The organism is Streptomyces sp. NPDC088354, assembly GCF_044753585.1.
Lineage (GTDB): Bacteria > Actinomycetota > Actinomycetes > Streptomycetales > Streptomycetaceae > Actinacidiphila.
The window spans coordinates 52,785-72,567 of record NZ_JBIVNJ010000033.1 but is presented as its reverse complement, the minus strand read 5'-3'; the positions used below and the strand labels follow the sequence as shown (position 1 = coordinate 72,567).

The following is a 19,783-nucleotide window of genomic DNA, read 5'->3' as shown; positions in this document are numbered from 1 at the left end:
AGCAGCGCGGGCAGGTCCGGCGCGGGGATGGGACGGCGGAATGCGGGCCGGGCGCGTACGCCACAACAGGGCCGACGCCGCACGCCGACATCAACCGACCGGCGACGCCGTGTTGTCGGGCCCCAGCTCTTCCGCCACCCGATCACTCATGTTCGGGCAGTACACCCCGACTCCGAGTACCAGCAACTTCCTGGCGTCCTCCACCTTGGTGCCCCACTGCGGTCCATTGGGGTACAGAACTCTCGGGTTGAGGATGTACTCGGTGCTCTGGCCGGCGGCGAGTGCGTCGCACCACTTCTGCGGGAACGGGGCCAGCTCATCGTCAGGGGGGCCCTTCTCTGCCCAGCTCTCGAAGTGAGCCGAGTGCGCGGCGTCGAGAAACCTCTCCTTCTTGCTGACGTTCCGCCCCTCGCCGCTGCCAGTACAGCCGACGGCGGCTCCGGCGAGGAGGACGGCGGTCAGGGCAGTGACGGTGGAGCGACGCATGATGTCCCCCCGTTGGCAGCTTTTGTCAGGGACAATCATCCACGGTGATGGCGGAGTTGCGCAGGATCCGGACCGAAACGCGAGGCGGCACAAGCTCGGACTCCATCCGGATCCTCTGAAGATCCGCCAGGACCTCAAGCGGGCGAATGCTGCGGACGAAGTCTTTCGTGTGTCGCTTTTTGCTGCGGGCAACTGCCTTGCGAGTGAACCCTCACCCTGGCGAGGCCCGCAGGCTCCCGGGGGCTTTACACCTTGTCCGCCCAGATCCGTCGGGAGGCCGACACGGGGTCGGCTGCCACCGAGGCGGGCACGTCCCAGATCCGCGTGAGCGCCTCACCCTTCCGGTACTGCGGCCAGCCAGGGTCGCCGGTGGCGGCGAAGGCCGTCAACGACCGGCGGAACTCCTCGGCCAGGCCGAGAGCCTCCGGCGGGATCGAGTCGCCGAAGAGCATGGCCGCCATCGGGCCGTGGAAGTTGCCGAATGTCAGCGGTACGTCGAGCAGGTGGCAGGCGCCGAGCGCCCCGCCGAACACCGGGGTCGGCCATGCCACCTCATACGACCAGCTGCGGCCGGAGTGCTCCTCGGCGCACCACGTCGACGGCATGCGGAAGAACGCGTCGGACTGGATGAGGATGTACAGATCGGCATCGGAGGCGCCAGGGTAAGCGGCTCGGTAGGCATCGAGAGGAACGCCGTGCGCCGCCGCGACACGAGCGAGATCAATGGCAGAGAGGTTCTCGCCCATCGCCATGGCGAAGAACCGGTACTCGTCGCGGGCGAACCCGGTCATGAGGTCGACCTCCGCACGCAGGCCGCGCCAGGGCTGGTCACGCACCAGATCCCCGTCCACCACGAGCCCGTAGGGAGTGACCTCGCCCTCCCTGGACTGCACGGCGTGGATCGCCTCGGACGCCACGCCTGCGAAGGCCTCGGAAGTGAGCGGAACACCGAGCGCCGCCGCGATCCGCTCTGCCGTGCCGCGCGCCTGGTCTTCAGGCAGAAAGGCCGCTGTGACGCTCTGTCCGACGGCTCGGCCGAACAGCCCGCGGCCGGCCTCGGCGGCCGTCAGCGCCGCCACGGCGCTGCCTCCCGCCGACTGCCCGAAGATCGTCACATTGCCCGGGGCCCCGCCGAAACGCGCTATGTTCTCCTGCACCCAGCGCAGGGCCGCGAGTTGGTCGAGCAGTGCCCGGTTCTGCGGCGCGTCCGGCAGCCAGCCCAGGCCCTCGAAGCCGGTGCGGTAGTTCAAGGTCACCAGCACGACGCCCGAGCGGGCGAGGTTCGAGCCATCGAACTCGGGCTGGCTCGCGGAACCGAAGATGAACGCTCCCCCGTAAAGCCAGACCATCACCGGGAGACCGGCTGCCCCGGGATCGGGCGTCCAGACATTCACGGTCAGGCAGTCGGCATCGTCACCCGGGTGCCACAACGCCGGCAAAGGAGGCATCTGGGCCTGCGGGGGCGAGGCACTGAAAGCGGTGCCGTCGAGGACGCCGTCCCACGGCTGCGGCGGCTGCGGCGGCTGGAAACGCCGGGGGCCGTCGAGAGGCGCGGCGTACGGAATGCCCCGGAACGCGCTGACACCCTTGTCCGTCACGCCTCGCACGGCGCCCTGGATCGTTTGCACGATGATGTTTTCCATACTGCAGCCAGGCTCCGCTCTCAATGGAATAGGCACGCCCGGATGCTACCTCCGGACCGGGGGGCGGCAAAAAGCTTTCATTCAATGAAAGTTGCGTAGCATTCCGAGCCGCGGAGCCCACACGGGCGCGAATCTTGGTGGATCGAGAGGACAAGGACCTGCGCTCGCACTCGGCAGAGCAGGCCGTACCTGCTGGCTGTCGCCCCGACGGATCAGCCACCGCCCGCCGGGAACGGTATCCGAGCGACATTCACGCCGATGGGGCGCAACCCAGGCCGACGCTTCCCAGCGCATTCCGTGAGGCTTTCCCGGGCCATGATTTTTGGATGAAAAGCGCGTCTCACGGTGATCCAGAACCAGAAGCGCGCCTGCATTCGGGACGCAGATTGATCAGACGTCATCCCATTCGGCGAGGCGGCTGTTGGCCGTGGCAGAGGTTGTTGAACGGCTGGTGACCGGAGGAGCTGCGGGCACTGTTCCAGCGCGTGGTGCCGGCGACGCGCTACCGCGGACTCACCATTTGAGAGGGCCTTCGAGCACAGCCACAGGTACGCCGGGGTGCTTCCGTGCGCCCCATCCCCCGTTCGGGTGAGGACTGGCATCATGGCTGCCCATGACGCCCGGGCCCGTCTTCCGCCTCGCACGTGCCGCGGTGTTCGCGGCCGTGTGTGCAGCGGTGTCAGGCCTGGGACATGCCCTGATGTCGTGGGCGGTTCCGGGCTGGGCGGTGGGGTACGCGTTCGCCGTGACGACCGCCGGGGCGTGGTGGCTCGCCGGTCGCCGTGAGCGCGGTGCCCTGGCGGTCACGGCGTCGACCGTGGTGACCCAGTTCGCCCTGCACGGCTGGTTCAATCTCGCCCAGGCCTTCGTCACCGCGCCGTCGGGTACGGCGGCTGTGCCTGTCGGGCATCCAGGTCCGGGCACCTCGGGCGCGATGCCCATGAGCGCGCTCTCCATGAGCGGCTGGTCCCCCGGCATGCTCGCGGTTCACGTCCTGGCCGCGGTGCTGTGCGGACTGTGGCTGTGGCGCGGCGAGGCTGCGGCCTTCCAACTCGGCCGCGCCTTGGCCGGGTTCGTCTTCGCTCCCCTGCGCAGGGCCTCACGCGCCCATGTCGTCGCCCTCTCACCGGCCCCGGCGACGCCGGTGTCCCCTCACGCCCCTTCGCGCCTCCGCCGGCAAGCAGCCCTGCGGTACGGCGTCACCCGGCGCGGCCCACCGTGGACGGCGATCCGCTCCTGACCGCCCGTCTCGCTCATCGGCGATGACGGGCGCAGTCCGGCGTGCCCACGCGTACCGCCCGCCCCGCGCCCTGCCGCGCTCAGGTGGCGGCCGCCGTGCCACGCCGTTCCGCCGTCCAGGCGGACCGAATCGTCGACTTCGCGAGTGCCCGCGCCCAGCGCGCCAGGTGCCGATTGGGGATGCACCCATGTCATCAACACAAGAACGAACGCCGAGAGACGACGCCCCCCAGCGGCGTCAACCGCCCCGGGAAGCGGTCCCGAACAGCAGGCTCGTTCGTGGAAGGGCGTGCGGGCGCTGCTCGTGCGACTCCACTTCTACGCCGGGGTGTTCGTCGCGCCCTTCCTTCTCGTGGCCGCCCTGACGGGGCTGGCCTACACCCTCGCACCCCAGCTCGACCAGCTCGTCTACGGCGACCAGCTCAGCGTGGCGAAGGCCGGAAACGAACCGCGCCCGCTCGCGGAGCAGATCGCTGCGGCCCGGAAGGCCCACCCGGAGGGCACACTGTCCTCGGTCATCACTCCGCCGGGCCCGGAGGACACCACGCGGGTGGTCCTGTCACTGCCGGAACTGGGCGAGAACCAGCGCACGGTGTTCGTCGACCCCTACACCGCCGAGGTCAAGGGCGCGCTGACCACGTGGTACGGCTCGACACCGCTGACCACATTGCTGGACGACCTGCACCGCAATCTGCACCTGGGTGAGACCGGCCGCCTGTACTCGGAGCTCGCAGCGAGCTGGCTGTGGGTGATCGTCGCCGGAGGGCTCGTCCTGTGGCTGGGACGCGCCCGCGGACAGCGCGCCAGGTCGGCGCGCGGCGTACTCCTGCCGGACCGCTCCGCCCGGGGGGTGCGGCGCACCCGCAGTCGGCACGCGGCCGCCGGCGTGTGGCTCGCCGTCGGCCTGCTCGCTCTCAGCGCCACCGGCCTGACCTGGTCCCACTACGCCGGTGCCCGGTTCGGAGAACTCCTGGACGCGGCCAAGGGGCACGCGCCCGAACTGGTCACCGCCCTGCCCGGTGGAGCCGAGGCGGCGGCGGGCGAGCACGCGGAACACGCTGGACACGGCACCGGCCACGGCACGGCGTCGGCGGACCCAGCCGACTTCGACGCGGTCCTCACGGTCGCCCGCGAGGCCGGGTTGGGCGGCCGGGTGGAGCTGACGCCGCCCGCCGACACGACGAGCGCCTGGACCGCGGCCCAGGACGACGACCTCTGGCCGGTCCACTACGACCAGGTCGCCGTCGACGCCGCCAAGGGCGAGGTCACCTCGGAGAGCCGGTGGGCCGACTACCCGGTGCCGGCCAAGGTCAGCAAACTCGGCGTCCAGGGCCACATGGGGCTGCTCTTCGGCATCGTCAACCAGATCCTGCTGGCGCTGATCGCGGTCGGCCTGATCTCCGTCATCGTGTGGGGCTACCGCATGTGGTGGCAGCGCCGCCCCACTCGCGGCGACCGCATGGCGGCATTCGGCAGGGCTCCCGTACGAGGGGCGTGGCGGCAGCTCCCCGTGCCCGTACTGATCATCGGCGTCCCCGCCGTCGCCGCCCTCGGCTGGGCCCTGCCCCTGCTGGGCATCACACTGCTCGCGTTCCTCTTCTACGACGTAGCGTTCGGGCTCTACCTGCGGCGCCCCACCGACTGACGTCACGACAGAGCACGGGACAGGAACTGCCTCCGGTCCGGCACGCCCACTGTGCCGGACCGGAGGCCGACACCTTCAGTGGAACGGTCAGACGGCACACACATCCGAGCAGTCCCGCAGACCACGTCATTACAGCCCCCTTCAAAGATCATCGCCCCCGGTATCAGCACCTGGGAAAACGAGATCGTGTGCCCCCGGTCCCCGTGCCCGCCGTCGGCCCCGGCCCGCTCCAACCGCCTCCTCAAAGGGGGACGACCGCTGTCCGGACCGTGGGCAGGCGGCGCAGGACAACCGCGAAGGCCCACGTCCCCCTCCCCGCGGCCACCACGCTTCGCGTCCGGCACCACCGCGCATCAGCCCTCTCCGGAATCCAGGTCGGCCGTCGCCGGACACCGGCTGCGCGGCGCGAATGAGCGCTTCTGCCCCTATCCGTCTACGGCGTTCCGCCTCCCGAAGCCCCCACCGCATCGGGAAAGTCCCGGGTGGAGCTGACGCCGCGTAGGGCGAGCCCTACGATGAGCGCGTGAACCTCAACAGCGCAGCCGTAGCGGCTGTACGGGCCGGCATGCCGCGTGTTCCCGCGCCGCGCCGCTGTTGTCGCTGAACACCCCGGGCCCCGGCCCCCTCGCCCCGGTTCACTGACCTTTCGGCTCCCCCGCCGCTTTCATGCGCGCCTTGCACGTCCTCAGCCGTTCCCGCCCAGGAAGCAGGACTGCCATGACCCGTGCACAGCACACCTCCGCTCCCGTGGATGAGCCCTCCTACGACCGCTTACGGCTGCGCCAATGGCTTGCCGGACGGGCTCGTGGCGACGGGATGTCCCGCCGCCAGGTGCTCTCCCTGCTCGCCGCCGGCACCGCGGCACTCGCCCTCCCCAGACCGGCGAGGGCCGCCGCAGCGACCGCCGCGGGCATCGTCAAGCCCCTGCCCGACGAGTGGTTCACCGTCCGCGGCACCAACGCCGAGACCAAATGGGGAGCACTGCGCGCCACCGGGTATCTCACCCCGGCCGAGCGCTTCTTCGTCCGCAACCACACCTCCACCCCCGTCATCGACGCCGGTCCCTGGCGGCTGAAGGTCTGGGGCAGCGGACTGCGCGGAGGTCCCGGCATCGATCAGGCGGTCGAGTTCGGACTCGACGACCTGCGCGCGCTGCCTCGCGTGACGCACACCGCCTTCGTCGAATGCGCGGGAAACGGGCGGAGCTTCTACACCTCGCAGCAGGGCCAGAGCGTCACCGGCACCGCATGGACCCTCGGCGCCGTCGGAGTTGCGCGCTGGCGCGGCGTGCGGCTGGCGGACGTGTTGCGGCAGGCGGGGATCCTCCGGCACGCGGTGGACGTCATGCCGCGCGGTCTGGACGACGAGTACGTCACCGGCGGCATCAGCCTGGGCCACGTCCGGCGGCCCCTTCCGGTGGCCAAAGCCCTTGACGACGTGATCCTGGCCTACGAGATGAACGGCGACCCCTTGCCGGCCGACCATGGTCACCCGGTGCGGGTGCTGGTCCCCTCGTGGGTCGGAATCTCCTCGGTCAAGTGGGTCGGCGACATCGAGGTCGCCGCGCAACCGCTGTACTCACCGTGGAACACCGACTTCTACCGGCTGTTCGGTCCCGGATTCCCCGAAGGCGGCAGCGCACCGCTCACCCGGCAGACGATCAAGAGTGCCTTCGAACTTCCCGGCGAAGCGGTCTTCGCCGCAGGCGTGCATCACATCCTGCACGGCCGGTCCTGGTCCGGAGCCGGGGCGATACGCAAGGTGGAGGTCAGTACCGACGGCGGTGCCGGCTGGCGGCGCGCCCGGTTGCGCGACACCCCACGCCGGGACGGCTGGGTGCGCTGGAGCGTGCCCTGGCTGCCGCGCGCGGAGGGCCCGACCACGCTGCTGGCACGCGCCACGGACACCGCAGGGCGTACCCAGCCGGACGAGGCCGAGTTCAACACGCAGGGCTATTTCTTCGACGCCGTGGTGCGGCACCCGGTCCTGGTCCGGCGGCCCGCACACCTCGCGGCCGCCGGGAACCCGACCGGCAGGTCCGGTCACGTCTAGCCCGGCTCGGACAGACCCGGCCGTGATCGGCCCCACCCGCGACGGACGGGGCCGATCACGCCGCGGCGTGAGGCCCCGGCCGCGGCCTTCGCCGCCTCGAAGCGGGCGGTGACGTCGTTCCAGTCGACGAGGTCCCAGAGCTTGGTGGCGTAGTCGGGGCGGACGTTCTTGTACTGCAGGTGGTAGGCGTGCTCCCAGGTGTCGAAGACCAGCAGCCGGTGGTGCCCCGGCCGACGTTGCCGTGGTGGTCGTAGACCTGCTCGACGATCAGCCGGTTGCCTCGCGGTTCCCAGGCCGGGACACCCCAACCGGAGCCGCCGGGGTGCTCGTCGATGGCCTCGGCCAGCGCCTCGCCGGGGCGGTCGCCGCCGTACGGGGAGGGGTTCTGCCAGAAGACCGAGCAGGACGTGGCCGGAGAGGTGGAAGGCGAAGGCCTTCTCCAGGCCGACAAAGCCCAGAGGGGGTGAGGGCGTCCTCCCGGGCGACCCGGGGACTGGTGGGCCGGCGACCCCTTGACCACTTCATTGCCTTATGAGCGTCGGTTGTTAACTGCAAAGAGATTGCAGATAGTTCTCAGTGGCGCCTAAGTTGGCATGTCAGCAGGCATGTACAGAGACACGAGGCGCTCATGTCCACCGCTCCGCCCGTCGCAACGGGAGCCCCGTCCCTGCTCCACCGCGTCCGCCATGCGCTCAGCGCCTGGGAGTGGGCAGGCGTCGGCGGCATGGTGGCCTTCGTCGTCGGCCTGCACGTGATCGGCTGGTTCACGCTCGTGGCGATCGTCGCGCCGGAGCACTACAGCCTCGGCGCGAAGAGCTTCGGGGTCGGCATCGGGGTGACCGCGTACACCCTGGGCATGCGGCACGCCTTCGACGCCGACCACATCGCCGCGATCGACAACACCACGCGCAAGCTGATGGGCGAGGGGCAGCGGCCGCTGTCGGTCGGCTTCTGGTTCTCCCTCGGGCACTCCTCCATCGTCTTCGGGCTGGCCTTCCTGCTGTCACTGGGCGTAAAGGCGCTCGCGGGGCCCGTGGAGAACGACGACTCTCAGCTCCACGACGTCACCGGCTGGATCGGCACGACCGTCTCCGGCACGTTCCTGTACGTCATCGCCTTCATCAACCTGCTGATCCTGGCCGGGATCTGGAAGGTCTTCCGGCGGATGCGGTCCGGCCACTTCGACGAGGCCGCGCTGGAGGAGCAGCTGAACAACCGCGGCTTCATGAACCGGATCCTCGGGCGGCTGATGAAGTCCATCACCAAGCCCTGGCAGATGTACCCGCTCGGCCTGCTCTTCGGGCTGGGCTTCGACACCGCCACCGAGATCGCCCTGCTGGTCCTCGCCGGCTCCGGAGCCGCGTCCGGGCTGCCCTGGTACGCGATCCTGTGCCTGCCCGTGCTCTTCGCGGCCGGCATGTCGCTCCTGGACACCGTCGACGGCTCGTTCATGAACTTCGCCTACGAATGGGCCTTCTCCAAGCCCGTCCGGAAGGTCTACTACAACCTCACCATCACCGGCCTGTCCGTCGCCGTCGCCCTCATCATCGGCAGCGTCGAACTGCTCGGGCTCATCGCCGACAAGGCCGGCCTGCACGGCGTGTTCTGGGACTGGATCGCCGGTCTCGACCTGAACATCATCGGCTTCGTCATCGTCGGGCTCTTCTTCGCCACGTGGCTCGTGGCCCTGCTGGTCTGGAAGTTCGGCCGCATCGAGGAGAAGTGGACGGCACACCTGCGCCCCGCGGAGCCGCACGCCGACTGACCCACCTCGCAGGGCTCCCGCTCGTTCCGCGACGCCCCCGGACCGCGCCGATCGGTCCGGAGGCGTTCACGTACGTCTGCCGAGCAGGCGGGCGCCTGGCGCTCCAGCGCCGGGGCGGGGAAACGCCGGGCCGGTCTCGGCAGTGGCTCGACGACCTCGCGGAGCCCTAAAGCGCCCGCTCGGGAACGGAGTCCCTGGATTCCGGGTGATCTGGTTCATCGACGGGGGCGGCGGCGCGCAGCGCCGCCTCGACCCGGCGGTTGCTGGTCATGGTCGCGGTGATGGCGGTCATGGTGAGGAGGAGGCCGGCGGCGGTGTAGAGCGGGGTGCGTACGTCGTAGGTGGTGGCCAGCCAGCCGCCGAGGAAGGCGCCGAACGGGGCGGCGCACATGGCGAGCATGCGGGAGGTGGAGGCGACCCGGCCCATGAGGTGGGCGGGGACGATCGCCTGTCGGAGGGAGGGCGCGAGCACCATCCTGGCGCCCATGCCCGCTCCGCATACGGCGAGCGCGAGGCCGGCGACGTACGGGTTCGGGGCGGCGGCCAGGCCCGCGATGGCGAGTCCCTCGACTGCCGCCGTGCAGGTCAGCGCGGCGCCGGTGCCGAGTCGCCGGCCGAGGAAGGAGGCGATGCCCGCGCCGAGCAGACCGCCGGTGGCCTCCGCCGTGAGGAGCAGGCCGAAGCCGTAGGTGTCGATGCCGAGGCGGTCGTGCGCGAAGAGGGCGAGTACGGTCTCCACGGCGAGGAAGGCGATGTTCCCGACCGCCGGACGCAGCGCGAGCCCGAGCAGCAGCCGATCCCTGAATACGTACGAGGCACCCGCCCGCGCCTGCCGCAGCAGCGACTCACGGGCCTGCGGTGCGGGCCGGGGTGCGGCCGGCAGTGACCGTACGAGCAGTGCGGAGAGCGCGAACGAGACCGCGTCGGCGAGCAGCGGGACAGCCCGCCCGAGCGCGAGCAGGGCACTGCCCGCGGGTGGCCCGGCGAAGCCGGACGCGGCGGTCTGGGTGCCGCGCAGGCGGGAGTTGGCGCGCTCCAGGGACGCGGGGTCGCGGCCGAGCAGATCCGGCAGGTAGGCCGTGGCGGCCGTGTCGAAGAAGAGTCCGCCGAGGCCGAGGAGGAAGGCGACGGCCGCGAGCAGGGGAATGCTCAGCACGTCGAGCGCTGCCGCTGCCGCCGGTACGGCGAGGAGCACCGCACGCGCCGCGTCCGTGACCCACATCGTGCGCCGGCGGTCCCAGCGGTCCACCAGTGCACCGCCGAGCACCCCGAAGAGCAGCCACGGTAACGTTCCGGCGGCCGTGACGACGGCGAGGGCCATCGGATCGCGCGTCAACGTCAAGGCGAGCAGCGGCAGTGCGGCATGCGTGACCCCGTCACCGAGCGAGGACACCGTCTGTGCGGTCCACAGCCGTCCGAAGCCGGACGGCAACTTCCGGAGGCCCGACGTCACTTGGCACCCCCTTCGGCCCGCTCGCGCGACGCCGGGTGGAACAGTGCGAAGACGAGTGACGCATCCGGCAGCGACGGATCGGACAGCTCCCGGTACTCGTCCGCCAGTGCCTGCAGCCGCGCCCCCAGTTCCGCGAACTGCTCCTCGGTGAGCCGAAGATGCGCCATCCGCACATGCCGTTCGGCATCCGCCGGCGCCGCCTCCAGGTCCGCCACCGCGTGCCGCATCAGCACGTCCGGCCCTCCCTCGCCCGGGTCCGGCAGCTCGATCGAGCGTGCGGCCATCGCGTAGTACCGCTCGGTGACCCCCCGGACCTTCCGCGTCCGTACCACCTTCACCAGGCCGGCCCGCTCCAGGAGCCGTACGTGGTAGCTGGAACTCCCCTTCGCCAGGCCCACTCGCTCGGCGATCTGCGTGATCGTCGCGGGCTCGAAGCGGAGGACGGCCATGATCCGGTGACGCGTGAGATTGGAGACGGCGCGCAACTGCTCGTCAGTGGTGACGTGGAACGTCTCGGGTAGATCGTCGGTAGGCATGCGAGCAATGGTCAACGATTCTTGACCATTGCGCAAGGGGATGCGCGCGGACGTCCAGAATCGGCCCGCGGACGGCGGCGTGCGCGGTGCCGCAGCGGGCTCCTGTCGACCTGTGCGGCACTACCGTCACGGTGCTCGGCCCGTCGAACCGGAGTACGGCAACGCCCGTGTGCACGGCGGCACTCACGGCTCTTGGAGTAGACCAGGGCTGTCGAACGCCCCCCCCTGAGGCCCGCAACCGGCCGTTCGCCACGGCCTCCTGGGCACGCCTGCGCTCCCCCGCCCGTGGATCGCAGGCGCTCGCGTATGCCCCACCAGTGAAGTCGTATGCGCCGATCCGGCCCCAGCCACTCGTTCGGGTGAGCCACCAATCCCGCACCGGGAGCGCGACGAATGACCGGTGTGAGGATCTTGAGCACGCGGCAACTGACACGCAGCGCCCTGGGCGCGCTGTCCGGACTGCTCGCCGCCGGCGCCGCCCTGGCGGCAGCGGAGTTGGCGGCGGGGGCGCTGCGCCCGCAGGCCGGCCCGGTGGTCGTGGTGGGCGGTGCGGCGATCGACCGGACACCGGCGGCCGTGAAGGACTGGGCGATCCGTGCGTTCGGCACGAACGACAAGTTGGTGCTGCAACTCGGCATTCTCGTCGTGCTCGGTCTGCTGGCCGTCGGGCTGGGTCAACTGGCCCTGCGGCACCGGCGCACCGGGGCGGCCGGAGTGCTCGCCTTCGGTGTGGTGGGGGCGACGGCGGCGCTGAGCAGGCCGGACTCCGCCGGGGTCCTCGACGCGCTGCCGTCCCTGGCGGGCGCGCTGGTCGGCGCGGCCCTGCTGTGGATCCTGGTCGGGCGCCTGACCTGGGTCGGCGGGCCCGTCGCCGAATCCGAATCGGCTTCGGTCCGCGACCGCCGCCGCTTCCTGCTGGCCGCCGCCTCGGCTGCCGCATCGTCCGCAACGGCCGGCGCATTGGGACGTGCGCTCGCCTCCTCCGCCGGTGATCAGGCGGTGGCATCCCGCGCGGCCGTCCGGCTGCCGCTGCCGGGGTCCCCCGCGCGACCGCTGCCGCGCGGTGCCGCCCTGCGGGTGCCCGGGATCAGCCCCTTCGTCACGCCCACCGCCGACTTCTACCGGGTGGACACCGCTCTGGTGGTCCCGGCGATCGACGCGACACGGTGGCGGCTGCGCGTCCACGGACGCGGTGTCACCCGCCCGCTGGACCTCGGCTTCCAGGACCTGCTGCGCCGTGAACTGGTCGAGCGGGACATCACCTTGACCTGCGTCTCCAACGAGGTCGGCGGCCCGTACGCGGGGAACGCCCGCTGGCTGGGCGTGCGCCTCGCCGACCTGCTGCGCGAGGCCGGCGTACGGCCGCCCTCCCAGGACGGCCCGGCGGACCAGCTCGTCTCCCGCTCCGTGGACGGCATGACGATCGGGACACCCGTCGAGGAGGTCATGGACGGGCGCGACGCGCTGCTCGCGGTCGGCATGAACGGCGAGCCCCTGCCGTTGGAGCACGGCTTCCCGGTCCGCATGGTCGTCCCCGGCCTGTACGGCTACGTCTCGGCCTGCAAGTGGATCGAGGACCTCGAGCTGACCACCTTCGACGCCTACGACCCGTACTGGGTGAAGCGGAAGTGGGCACGCCGCGCCCCGATCAAGACGCAGTCCCGCATCGACACGCCCAAGCCGTTCGCCCGCCCCGCAGCGGGGACCGTCGTCGTCGCGGGCGTCGCATGGGCGCAGCACCGGGGCATCGAGCGCGTCGAGATGCGCGTCGACGACGGCCCATGGCGGGACGCCGACCTCGCCTCCCAGGCCACCACCGACACCTGGCGGCAGTGGTCCCTGTCCTGGGAGGCCGCCCCCGGGCCGCACACCCTGACCACGCGGGCCACCGACGGCACGGGAGCCGTGCAGACCGCCCTGCGTGCCCGGACCATCCCCGACGGCGCGACCGGCCGGCACTCGGTGGTGATCACCGTGGACTGATGCCGCTCACCGTCGCCACCCCATAAGCCGTGCACCACGAGGCGGTGGCTCCCGGAGCCCGCCTTCCCTCTCAGAACAATCAAGGAGATTCCCAGATGAACACCCTGCGCTTCCGCCGTGTCGCCCTCGCGGTGTCCGCTGCCGCGGTCCTGCCCCTCGCGCTGACCGCGTGCGGCGGCGACAGCAAGGACAAGGATTCCGACGCCTCGTCCACGACGGCGGCGTCCAGCCCGGCCGGCAGCGGTTCCGCGGGCCAGGACCCCGGGGATGCCATGGCGATGGACAAGCCGTTCGGTGCGGCGTGTTCGGCGGTACCGAAGGACGGTGCCGGCAGCTTCGACGGGATGGCCCAGGACCCGGTGGCGACAGCGGCGTCGAACAACCCGGCCCTGTCCACGCTGGTGGCCGCGGTGAAGAAGGCCGGCCTGGTGGACACCCTCAACAGCGCCCAGAACATCACGGTGTTCGCCCCCACGAACGACGCCTTCGCGAAGATCCCGAAGGCCGACCTCGACAAGGTGCTGAACGACAAGGCCACCCTGACCAAGATCCTCACCTACCACGTGGTGGGGCAGCGTCTGACGCCGGCGCAACTGGAGAACGGCTCCTTCGCCACGCTGGAGAAGGGCAAGCTCACCACGGCCGGCTCCGGCGAGGACTACACGGTCAACGACTCCTCCCACGTGGTCTGCGGCAACGTCACCACCTCCAACGCCACCGTCTACATCGTCGACACCGTCCTCATGCCGAAGTAGTCGAAGCCCTGTCCGGGCCCGCTTCGGGGCGGGCCCGGGCAGGTCACGTCGCGTCACGGGATCACCTGCCCCATCCCAAAGAGTCCGTCGCACGTTTGGAGGTCGTCATGCATGTCGCGGCACACGGTGAGGACGCGGCAGCCCCCGGTCAGGGAGCCCTGGAGAAGCTGCTGGACCGCATCGCGAACGGTGATCATGAAGCCTTCGAGACCCTCTACACCGCCACCGCGGGGGCCGTCCTGGGCCTGGTCCGTTCGCTGCTGCGCGATGCCGCGCAGTCCGAGGAGGTCGCCCAGGAGGTCCTCATCGAGGTCTGGCGCTCCGCGTCGCGCTACGACCCCGGCAAAGGCAGCGCCATGGCGTGGGTCATGATGCTCGCCCACCGCCGGGCCGTCGACCGGATCCGCTCGGTCCAGAAGACCGTGGAACGGGACCACAAGGCTGCCGTACGCGATCATGAGACGCCGTTCGACGTCGTCGCCGAACACGTCGAACGACGTCTGGAACGCCAGCAGGTCAGGCGCTGTCTGGACCAACTCACCGATCTCCAGCGGCAGTCGGTGACCATGGCCTACTACCGCGGATACACCCTCCAGGAGACCGCACACCTGCTACGGGCACCCCTGGGAACGGTGAAAACCCGCCTGTGTGACGGCCTGATCCGCCTTCGTGACTGCCTGGGGGTGACCGCATGACCACCAGCGACCTGCACACGCGGACCGGCGCCTACGCCCTCAGCGCCCTGCCCGAGCGGCAGGAGCGTGAGTTCCGGGCGCACCTGCGGCATTGCGACGCCTGCACCACTGAAGTCCGGGAGTTCCGTGAAACGGCGGCACGTCTGGCCTTGGCCGTCGCCGAGATCCCACCGCGCTCCCTGCACGCCCGCGTCCTGGCGGCCCTGCCCACCGTGAGGCAGCTTCCCCCGTGGACGACCGTCGACGCCCGGGCGTTGCGCCTGAGGCAGCACCGCAGTCGGCCGGGGCGTCAGCGCATGCCCTACCTCGCCGCGGCAGCCTGCGTGGCCGCTTCCGCGATCCTCGGCGGCACGGCCCTGTCCTCCTGGCACGCGGCCGACGCGCAACATGCCCGCGCCGTCCGGGCCGAACAGCACACGGCCTCCCTGGCCGCGGTGCTGGCGGACCCACGGGCCGTCATTCGCACCGCCACGCTCAGCGGCGGCGGCACGGCCACGGTGGTGGCGTCCCCGGACCGCGGCGAGACCGCCTTCTTCTGCTCCGGTCTGCCCGCGCTGTCCAACGGGCAGGTCTACCAGCTCTGGTACGCCCAAGACGAGGTCATGCGACCAGCCGGCCTCCTCACTCCGCAGAAGGCGCCCGGGTCCGTTCTGCTGAGCGGCAGCCTCCGAGGAGCCCAAGCCATCGGCATCACCGTCGAACCCCATGACGGCTCCCCCGAGCCCACCAGCCCGCCCTTGGCCCTGCTGCGCCTGTAACCCGGACAGCGACGAGGTCGGCCCACGCGAGTCGGCGTTACCCACCCACGTGCCTGCACCGAACACCTCGGCATGCGCGCCCCGCCTCGGCCGACCGGCGTCACGTGCCCAGGCACCATGTGGCCCTCACGACCCTGCCCAACCACTCTGGAATCCTGGCGCCAGGCCCGCGCCGGCATCCGCAAACCCGCCCGCGACCCGCGCACCCTGATCAACGCCATCCTTCACGTCGACCGGGGCGGCATCACGTGGCACCACATGCCCCGCGCTTTCCCACCAAACCACACCGTCCACAGCTACTTCGCCCGGTGAGAGGCCGCCGGCATCCTCGGGGAGCGGCGTAGCATACGGCGAGTCGTTGAAGATCAACCCTGGGGGTACCGTGAAGAACCTGCTGGAGTTCGTGCTCATACTCGCTGTTGTCGTGCTCTACATGGCGCCGTCGTACATGGCGTTTGCGCGTGGAGCAAAGGACCGGTGGCTGATCCTCATCATCAACGTATTCCTCGGTTCGTCGATCATCGGCTGGGGCGTGGCCCTCTACATGGCCACTCGTACGCCCAAGAAGCCCAAGGCTCCGACGCAGGTCGCCGCTTGACTCTCACGGCATCACAGCCCGGACTGCGGCGAGTCCGCCACGACGCAGGCCCTGCGCTGCCGTCCCCGAGCGCGGCCACGCGGAACCCCGCCGGCCCCGAGTGGGCCGCGCTGGAGATCCTTCATCTAGCCGCCGCGCAGTTCACCCTCGCCCACTCGAACGACCGGCGTGCCCGCCCGGTATGGGCGGCGCCGGGCACCACGACGGTCTGCTCCGCGCCTGGCAGGTAGCCCGGGGCCGGGCCGCGTTCGTCGGCTACTTGGTGAAGGTGAAGTACTTCCACGCGCCGCGGGACGTGGTGTTCAGACTGTCGCCCGAGTTGGCCGCGCCCATGATGTACGAGGAGCGCCAACGCAGCTTGTAGCCGACCTTCCGGGCGTGGTCGCCGCCGTAGGTGACGGTGACCTTGCCGGCCGCGGAGAGCTTGACGTACCGCGTGCCCGTGTCGTGCCAGGCGCCCTGGTGGTAGAACTCGACCTGGTAGAACGCCTTGCGGCCGGTAGCGGCCGTCATGGTGGTGCCCAGCAGCGCGTTCGTGGCCTTGTGGAAGACGTAGTAGGTCTGACCGCTGAGCTTCTCGGTCCTGTAGTGATGAGTGGTCGCCTCGCCGAGCTTCACCGTGGTGCCGACTCTCGACGTCGCCGCTTTGGGCGCCGCGACGTCGTCACCGTCGAACGAGGCGGTGAACGTGGTGTTCCGCTTCAGCGGGTAGTCGACCGTCAGGTTTCCGGAGGCGTTCACCCTGCCGGACTTGATCAGTGTCCTGCTGCCGCCGGCCGGCGTGGCGTACACCGACAGCACCCGGCTCGTGCCGGTCGCGCCGAGATGGGCGGTGACCTTGGCGGCGGTGCCCCAGCCGTAGGTGGCGTGGTCGGTCCTGACGCTCACCGAGGAGGTCGTGCGGGAGACCTGGACGACGGCGTTGGTACGGCTCCCCGTGTGCGCGTCGTCCCCGAGGTACGCGACGGTATAGGTGACCTTGCCGCCGGCCTGGGGAGTGTCGGTGAAGCTGTAAGCGCCGCCGGCGGCGATGGTGGCGGTGCCGATGGGCCTGCCGCCGGGGTGGACGGTGTCCCTGCGGATCACCGAGACGGTGCCGTCGGCGGGAAGGGACCTGGTCGAGGTCACCCTCCCGGTGAGGGTGAGCGGCTGGACGCGAGGGGCGGTGGCCGGGGCGTTGACGGTGAGCGCGGTGTCGAACTTGTCGGCGCTCTCCAGGATACGCAGCGTCGGGTCGGCGCCGTAGACGTCCACCGTGACCGCGAAAAGCCGGCTGCCGTCCGGTGCCCAGGCAAGGCCCGCCGGGGCCATCGCGGTGGCGGTACCCGGGTTGCCGAGGACGCCGAAGTCGTAGTTGCGGAGGGGGCTTTGCGTGCCGATGCCCGGGTGGAAGAGGTAGACGTCGGGGCTGTACCCCGCGTACAGGCCCGCCGCGATGGTGCCGTCAGGGGCCACGGCCACCGCCCACGCGGGGCCGTTGGCGTACTGTCCGTCGTCGGTCAGGTCGGAGGTCTTGTACGCCTCCCCGGCCGTGACCACCTGCGTACCGTCGGCGGAGATGGCCAGGTCGCGCGAAACGCCCGAGTCCTTGATGCGGCGGGCGACAGTCACGGACGGGGTCCCGGAGGAGAGATCATAGGCCCGCAGGGTGGGCGGCTGGCCGCCCGACTCTGCGGCGATCAGCAGGTCCTGGTCGGTCGGCGAGGCGGCTAGCAGTGGCGCGCCGGACCAGTCGCCGGTGGCGAGGCCCAAAGTGGCGGTCGGGGTCGCCGAGCCGATGTCCACGGACCCCAGATTGCCGGCACTGTTGCTGTCGTAGCCGAAGTACAACGTGCCGCCGGCCAGCGCCAGGAACACCGGGGCCGCGGCGCCGGTGTCATAGCGGGCGGTCTCGGTGAGAGTCGCGGTGTCGACGGCCGCGATCGCGTGCGCGGACGACAGGGCGACGTACAGGGTGGACGAGTCGGCGGCCAGCGCCAGGCCGTACGCGCCGTCCTCACCGGTGAGGGTGCCGACCTCGGTACCGTCGTAGTCGGTGACCAGGACTTCGTTGCCGGACTTGCTGCTGATGAAGACATGCTTGCGGACGCCGTCCACAACCATACGGGCGAAGGAAGGCACGGCCAGGGCCTGCACGCTGTCGGCGGCTGCCGGTGTCGTCGTGGCGCCGAGAAGCGAAAGGCAGCCGAGTGTGATGGACAGAACCATCGCCACGGCGATACGGCGGGTACGCAAGCTGGTTTCCCCCCAGGCTGGCGGATGAGCGGCCGGCTTTCCGGCGGTGGTGCGGCCGATGGGCTCGGCGCCGGACCAACCTACATCCGCCGCCGAACGCCTGAACGCCACGGCGTCTCCAGGACAGGGGCACGCATGCTCCCGGTAGGCAACGTCCCGCGCCCGCGCCGCGCAGGACACGGGCCGGCCCCGTGACCGGGATGTCCGGGGTCACGAGGGCACGAGGGCACAAGGGCACGAACGAGCCGGAAGCGCCTGGCGCAATCGTCGGCGCATCCCGCCTGACCCGGTGCTCCACGGACGCCAAGCGCGATGGATCGGCGCTGTCGACCCGAGGCGACAGGAGGGCGCCAACATGCACTGTGCCGGCCCCTCCTGCCGAGTCGACTGAGCATGCTTGCTCTGATCCATACCTCGCACAGCGCGGCAACCACGGCGTGGGACTTCACGGGCGCCATTCTCATCGTGCTGGCGGCGGGTCGGTACATCGGGATGCATCTCATCCGGGGCGCGATCCAGACTTTACGGAGTTCGGCGGTCTGCGGATGTCGAGAACGTGCCAACGGCTCCGTCCCAGGAACATCAGCGGCCACCACCGGCCGTACGACGACGAAGGAGAAACCAGCATGGCGATTCAGCGGATGGACAACGTCGGCATCGTCGTCGAGGACCTGGATGCCGCCATCGCGTTCTTCGTGGAACTCGGTATGGAGCTGGAGGGCAGGGCTGAGGTCGCGGGCCCCTTCGCCGACCAGTGCACCGGCCTCGACGGCGTCCACTGTGACATCGCGATGGTCCGGACCCCGGACGGTCACAGCCGGCTCGAGCTGGCGAAGTACCGCAGCCCCGCGGCGATCAGCGCCGGAACGCGCAACCGGCCGCACAACATCCTGGGCACGCACCGCGTCATGTTCGCCGTCGACGACATCGAGGACACCGTGGCCCGCCTGCGCCCTCACGGCGCCGAACTCGTCGGCGAGATCGCCCGGTTCGAGGACAGCTATCTGCTCTGCTACCTCCGCGGCCCGGAGGGCATCATCGTCGGACTGGCCGAGCAACTGCGCTGAGCCCCTTCGCTTCACCAGTTGCGCCGGATTGGCACGGGCGCCGCAGAGAAGGTGCCTCGTCGGGCCCGGGCGACCGTCGGCAGCGTTTCCGAACCGGTGAGCCGGACAGTCGCACTCCCGAGTACCGGCGGTGGACTGCACGGGCATCGGTGCGCAAGACGGCGACGCCAGGGCCTCCTGACGCTCGGTGATTCGACACCAGCGAGCTGTTCAGGGGCCTCCTCGCACCCGCCGAGCACCCGACGACCACCCGATCGAAACGACCGCTCGGGCACCAAGTCCCCAGAGCTTTACGCCAAAAGCTACTTACGCGTCGGGGTGCTCCGGCAGGGCGAGCCAGTCCGACCAGGAGATCTCGCGGCCGAGGAAGCGCGGCTGCTCGAACGGCCAGTCGGCGGCGATCCACTGCGGCACCAGCTCGTCGAGGGCCTGCTCGACCTTGCTGCCCACCAGCTCGTCCACCACCCACCAGGAGATCTCGCCGTCCGCGCCGGCCCTCTCCGGTGGGTCGATGTAGACGCAGCCGAGCAGAGCTGTCTCCGCCGCGTCGAACAGCGCGTAGTTGAAGGACTGGTGTGCGGCGATCTCCTTCTCGTGCCGCAACAGGTCGGCTCGGTCGGCCTCGTAGGTCATGGTGGCCCCGGGCCAGCCCCAGGCTGGGCCGAAGATGGCCCACAGCCGCTCGCGCGAACCCATCACAGCCGGATAGTCGAGCGGGGTGTCCACCTCCCGGATCGGCCGCAGGTGATGACCACTGCCCGGCAGCGGTACCAGGACGGGATGGACGAAGTCATCGGGGAGCCAGCTCATGGCGCCCGACCGTAGCAGCGCGCGGCCGTCCGCTCCTCTGGATTTACCCCCTGCACCACCAGG

At 70.6% G+C, this 19,783-nt stretch carries 17 protein-coding genes and 1 pseudogene; 11 read left to right on the top strand and 7 right to left on the bottom strand.

Translation table 11 applies throughout. From position 1 onward, the window contains the following. Positions 1–90: 90 nt before the first annotated feature. Positions 91–486 carry a DUF732 domain-containing protein gene (locus tag ACIP98_RS32875; RefSeq protein WP_401979413.1) on the bottom strand — a complete coding sequence of 132 codons (396 nt, stop codon included), beginning with the start codon at positions 484–486 and terminating at the stop codon, positions 91–93. 245 nt (positions 487–731) lie between these two features. Continuing rightward, a complete protein-coding gene (locus ACIP98_RS32870; RefSeq protein ID WP_401979412.1) occupies positions 732–2,129 on the bottom strand; it encodes a carboxylesterase/lipase family protein in 1,398 nt (465 codons plus the stop codon). Between the two features lie 700 nt (positions 2,130–2,829). Between ACIP98_RS32870 and ACIP98_RS32865 the strand changes: the two genes are divergently transcribed. The 3 genes from ACIP98_RS32865 to ACIP98_RS32855 all read left to right on the top strand — a co-directional run bounded on the left by ACIP98_RS32865 (position 2,830) and on the right by ACIP98_RS32855 (position 7,065). After that, a complete protein-coding gene (locus ACIP98_RS32865; RefSeq protein ID WP_319664051.1) occupies positions 2,830–3,369 on the top strand; it encodes a hypothetical protein in 540 nt (179 codons plus the stop codon). Between the two features lie 288 nt (positions 3,370–3,657). Continuing rightward, positions 3,658–5,013 (top strand): PepSY-associated TM helix domain-containing protein, encoded by a 1,356-nt coding sequence (locus tag ACIP98_RS32860; protein WP_401979410.1) that lies wholly within the window; start codon positions 3,658–3,660, stop codon positions 5,011–5,013. A 717-nt stretch (positions 5,014–5,730) separates the two neighbouring features. After that, positions 5,731–7,065 carry a sulfite oxidase gene (locus ACIP98_RS32855; RefSeq protein WP_319664053.1) on the top strand — a complete coding sequence of 445 codons (1,335 nt, stop codon included), beginning with the start codon at positions 5,731–5,733 and terminating at the stop codon, positions 7,063–7,065. A gap of 83 nt (positions 7,066–7,148) precedes the next feature. Here ACIP98_RS32855 and ACIP98_RS32850 read toward each other — a convergent pair. Then, a pseudogene (locus ACIP98_RS32850) lies at positions 7,149–7,511 on the bottom strand (superoxide dismutase); the annotation flags it as partial. Positions 7,512–7,693: 182 nt separating this feature from the next. Between ACIP98_RS32850 and ACIP98_RS32845 the strand changes: the two are divergent. Next, the gene (locus ACIP98_RS32845) at positions 7,694–8,830 is read left to right on the top strand and encodes a HoxN/HupN/NixA family nickel/cobalt transporter (RefSeq protein ID WP_401979408.1); all 1,137 of its coding nucleotides are present in this window, start codon (positions 7,694–7,696) and stop codon (positions 8,828–8,830) included. Between the two features lie 166 nt (positions 8,831–8,996). Here the strand turns inward: ACIP98_RS32845 and ACIP98_RS32840 are convergent, their stop codons facing one another. Next, complete coding sequence (locus ACIP98_RS32840) at positions 8,997–10,283, bottom strand: MFS transporter (RefSeq protein WP_401979407.1); 1,287 nt, start codon at positions 10,281–10,283, stop codon at positions 8,997–8,999. Then, on the bottom strand, positions 10,280–10,819 hold the full coding sequence (locus ACIP98_RS32835; RefSeq protein ID WP_401979406.1) for an ArsR/SmtB family transcription factor: 540 nt from the start codon (positions 10,817–10,819) through the stop codon (positions 10,280–10,282). Before ACIP98_RS32835 ends, ACIP98_RS32840 begins: the two co-directional genes overlap by 4 nt. Positions 10,820–11,212: 393 nt before the next feature. On the opposite strand from ACIP98_RS32835, the gene ACIP98_RS32830 reads away from it, so the two are divergent. The 6 genes from ACIP98_RS32830 (at position 11,213) to ACIP98_RS32805 (ending at position 15,608) form a co-directional block, all read left to right on the top strand. Then, the gene (locus ACIP98_RS32830) at positions 11,213–12,802 is read left to right on the top strand and encodes a molybdopterin-dependent oxidoreductase (RefSeq protein WP_401979405.1); all 1,590 of its coding nucleotides are present in this window, start codon (positions 11,213–11,215) and stop codon (positions 12,800–12,802) included. Between the two features lie 95 nt (positions 12,803–12,897). Further along, a complete protein-coding gene (locus ACIP98_RS32825) occupies positions 12,898–13,557 on the top strand; it encodes a fasciclin domain-containing protein (protein WP_401979404.1) in 660 nt (219 codons plus the stop codon). A 107-nt stretch (positions 13,558–13,664) separates the two neighbouring features. Beyond that, a complete protein-coding gene (gene sigK / locus ACIP98_RS32820) occupies positions 13,665–14,252 on the top strand; it encodes an ECF RNA polymerase sigma factor SigK (protein WP_401979403.1) in 588 nt (195 codons plus the stop codon). Next, positions 14,249–15,010, top strand: coding sequence for an anti-sigma factor domain-containing protein (locus ACIP98_RS32815; RefSeq protein ID WP_401979402.1), 762 nt, complete (start codon positions 14,249–14,251; stop codon positions 15,008–15,010). The genes sigK and ACIP98_RS32815 overlap by 4 nt, the downstream gene beginning before the upstream one ends. A gap of 72 nt (positions 15,011–15,082) precedes the next feature. Next, positions 15,083–15,322 (top strand): transposase, encoded by a 240-nt coding sequence (locus ACIP98_RS32810; RefSeq protein WP_401979400.1) that lies wholly within the window; start codon positions 15,083–15,085, stop codon positions 15,320–15,322. A 70-nt stretch (positions 15,323–15,392) separates the two neighbouring features. Beyond that, the gene (locus ACIP98_RS32805) at positions 15,393–15,608 is read left to right on the top strand and encodes a superinfection immunity protein (protein ID WP_319664063.1); all 216 of its coding nucleotides are present in this window, start codon (positions 15,393–15,395) and stop codon (positions 15,606–15,608) included. A 255-nt stretch (positions 15,609–15,863) separates the two neighbouring features. Here the strand turns inward: ACIP98_RS32805 and ACIP98_RS32800 are convergent, their stop codons facing one another. Beyond that, positions 15,864–17,843, bottom strand: coding sequence for an Ig-like domain repeat protein (locus ACIP98_RS32800; protein WP_401979399.1), 1,980 nt, complete (start codon positions 17,841–17,843; stop codon positions 15,864–15,866). Positions 17,844–18,469: 626 nt separating this feature from the next. On the opposite strand from ACIP98_RS32800, the gene ACIP98_RS32795 reads away from it, so the two are divergent. Beyond that, positions 18,470–18,910 (top strand): VOC family protein, encoded by a 441-nt coding sequence (locus tag ACIP98_RS32795; protein WP_319664066.1) that lies wholly within the window; start codon positions 18,470–18,472, stop codon positions 18,908–18,910. 306 nt (positions 18,911–19,216) lie between these two features. Here ACIP98_RS32795 and ACIP98_RS32790 read toward each other — a convergent pair whose 3' ends face one another. Further along, positions 19,217–19,720, bottom strand: a complete 504-nt coding sequence (locus tag ACIP98_RS32790; protein ID WP_401979397.1) for an N-acetyltransferase — start codon at positions 19,718–19,720, stop codon at positions 19,217–19,219. Between the last annotated feature and the right edge of the window lie 63 nt (positions 19,721–19,783).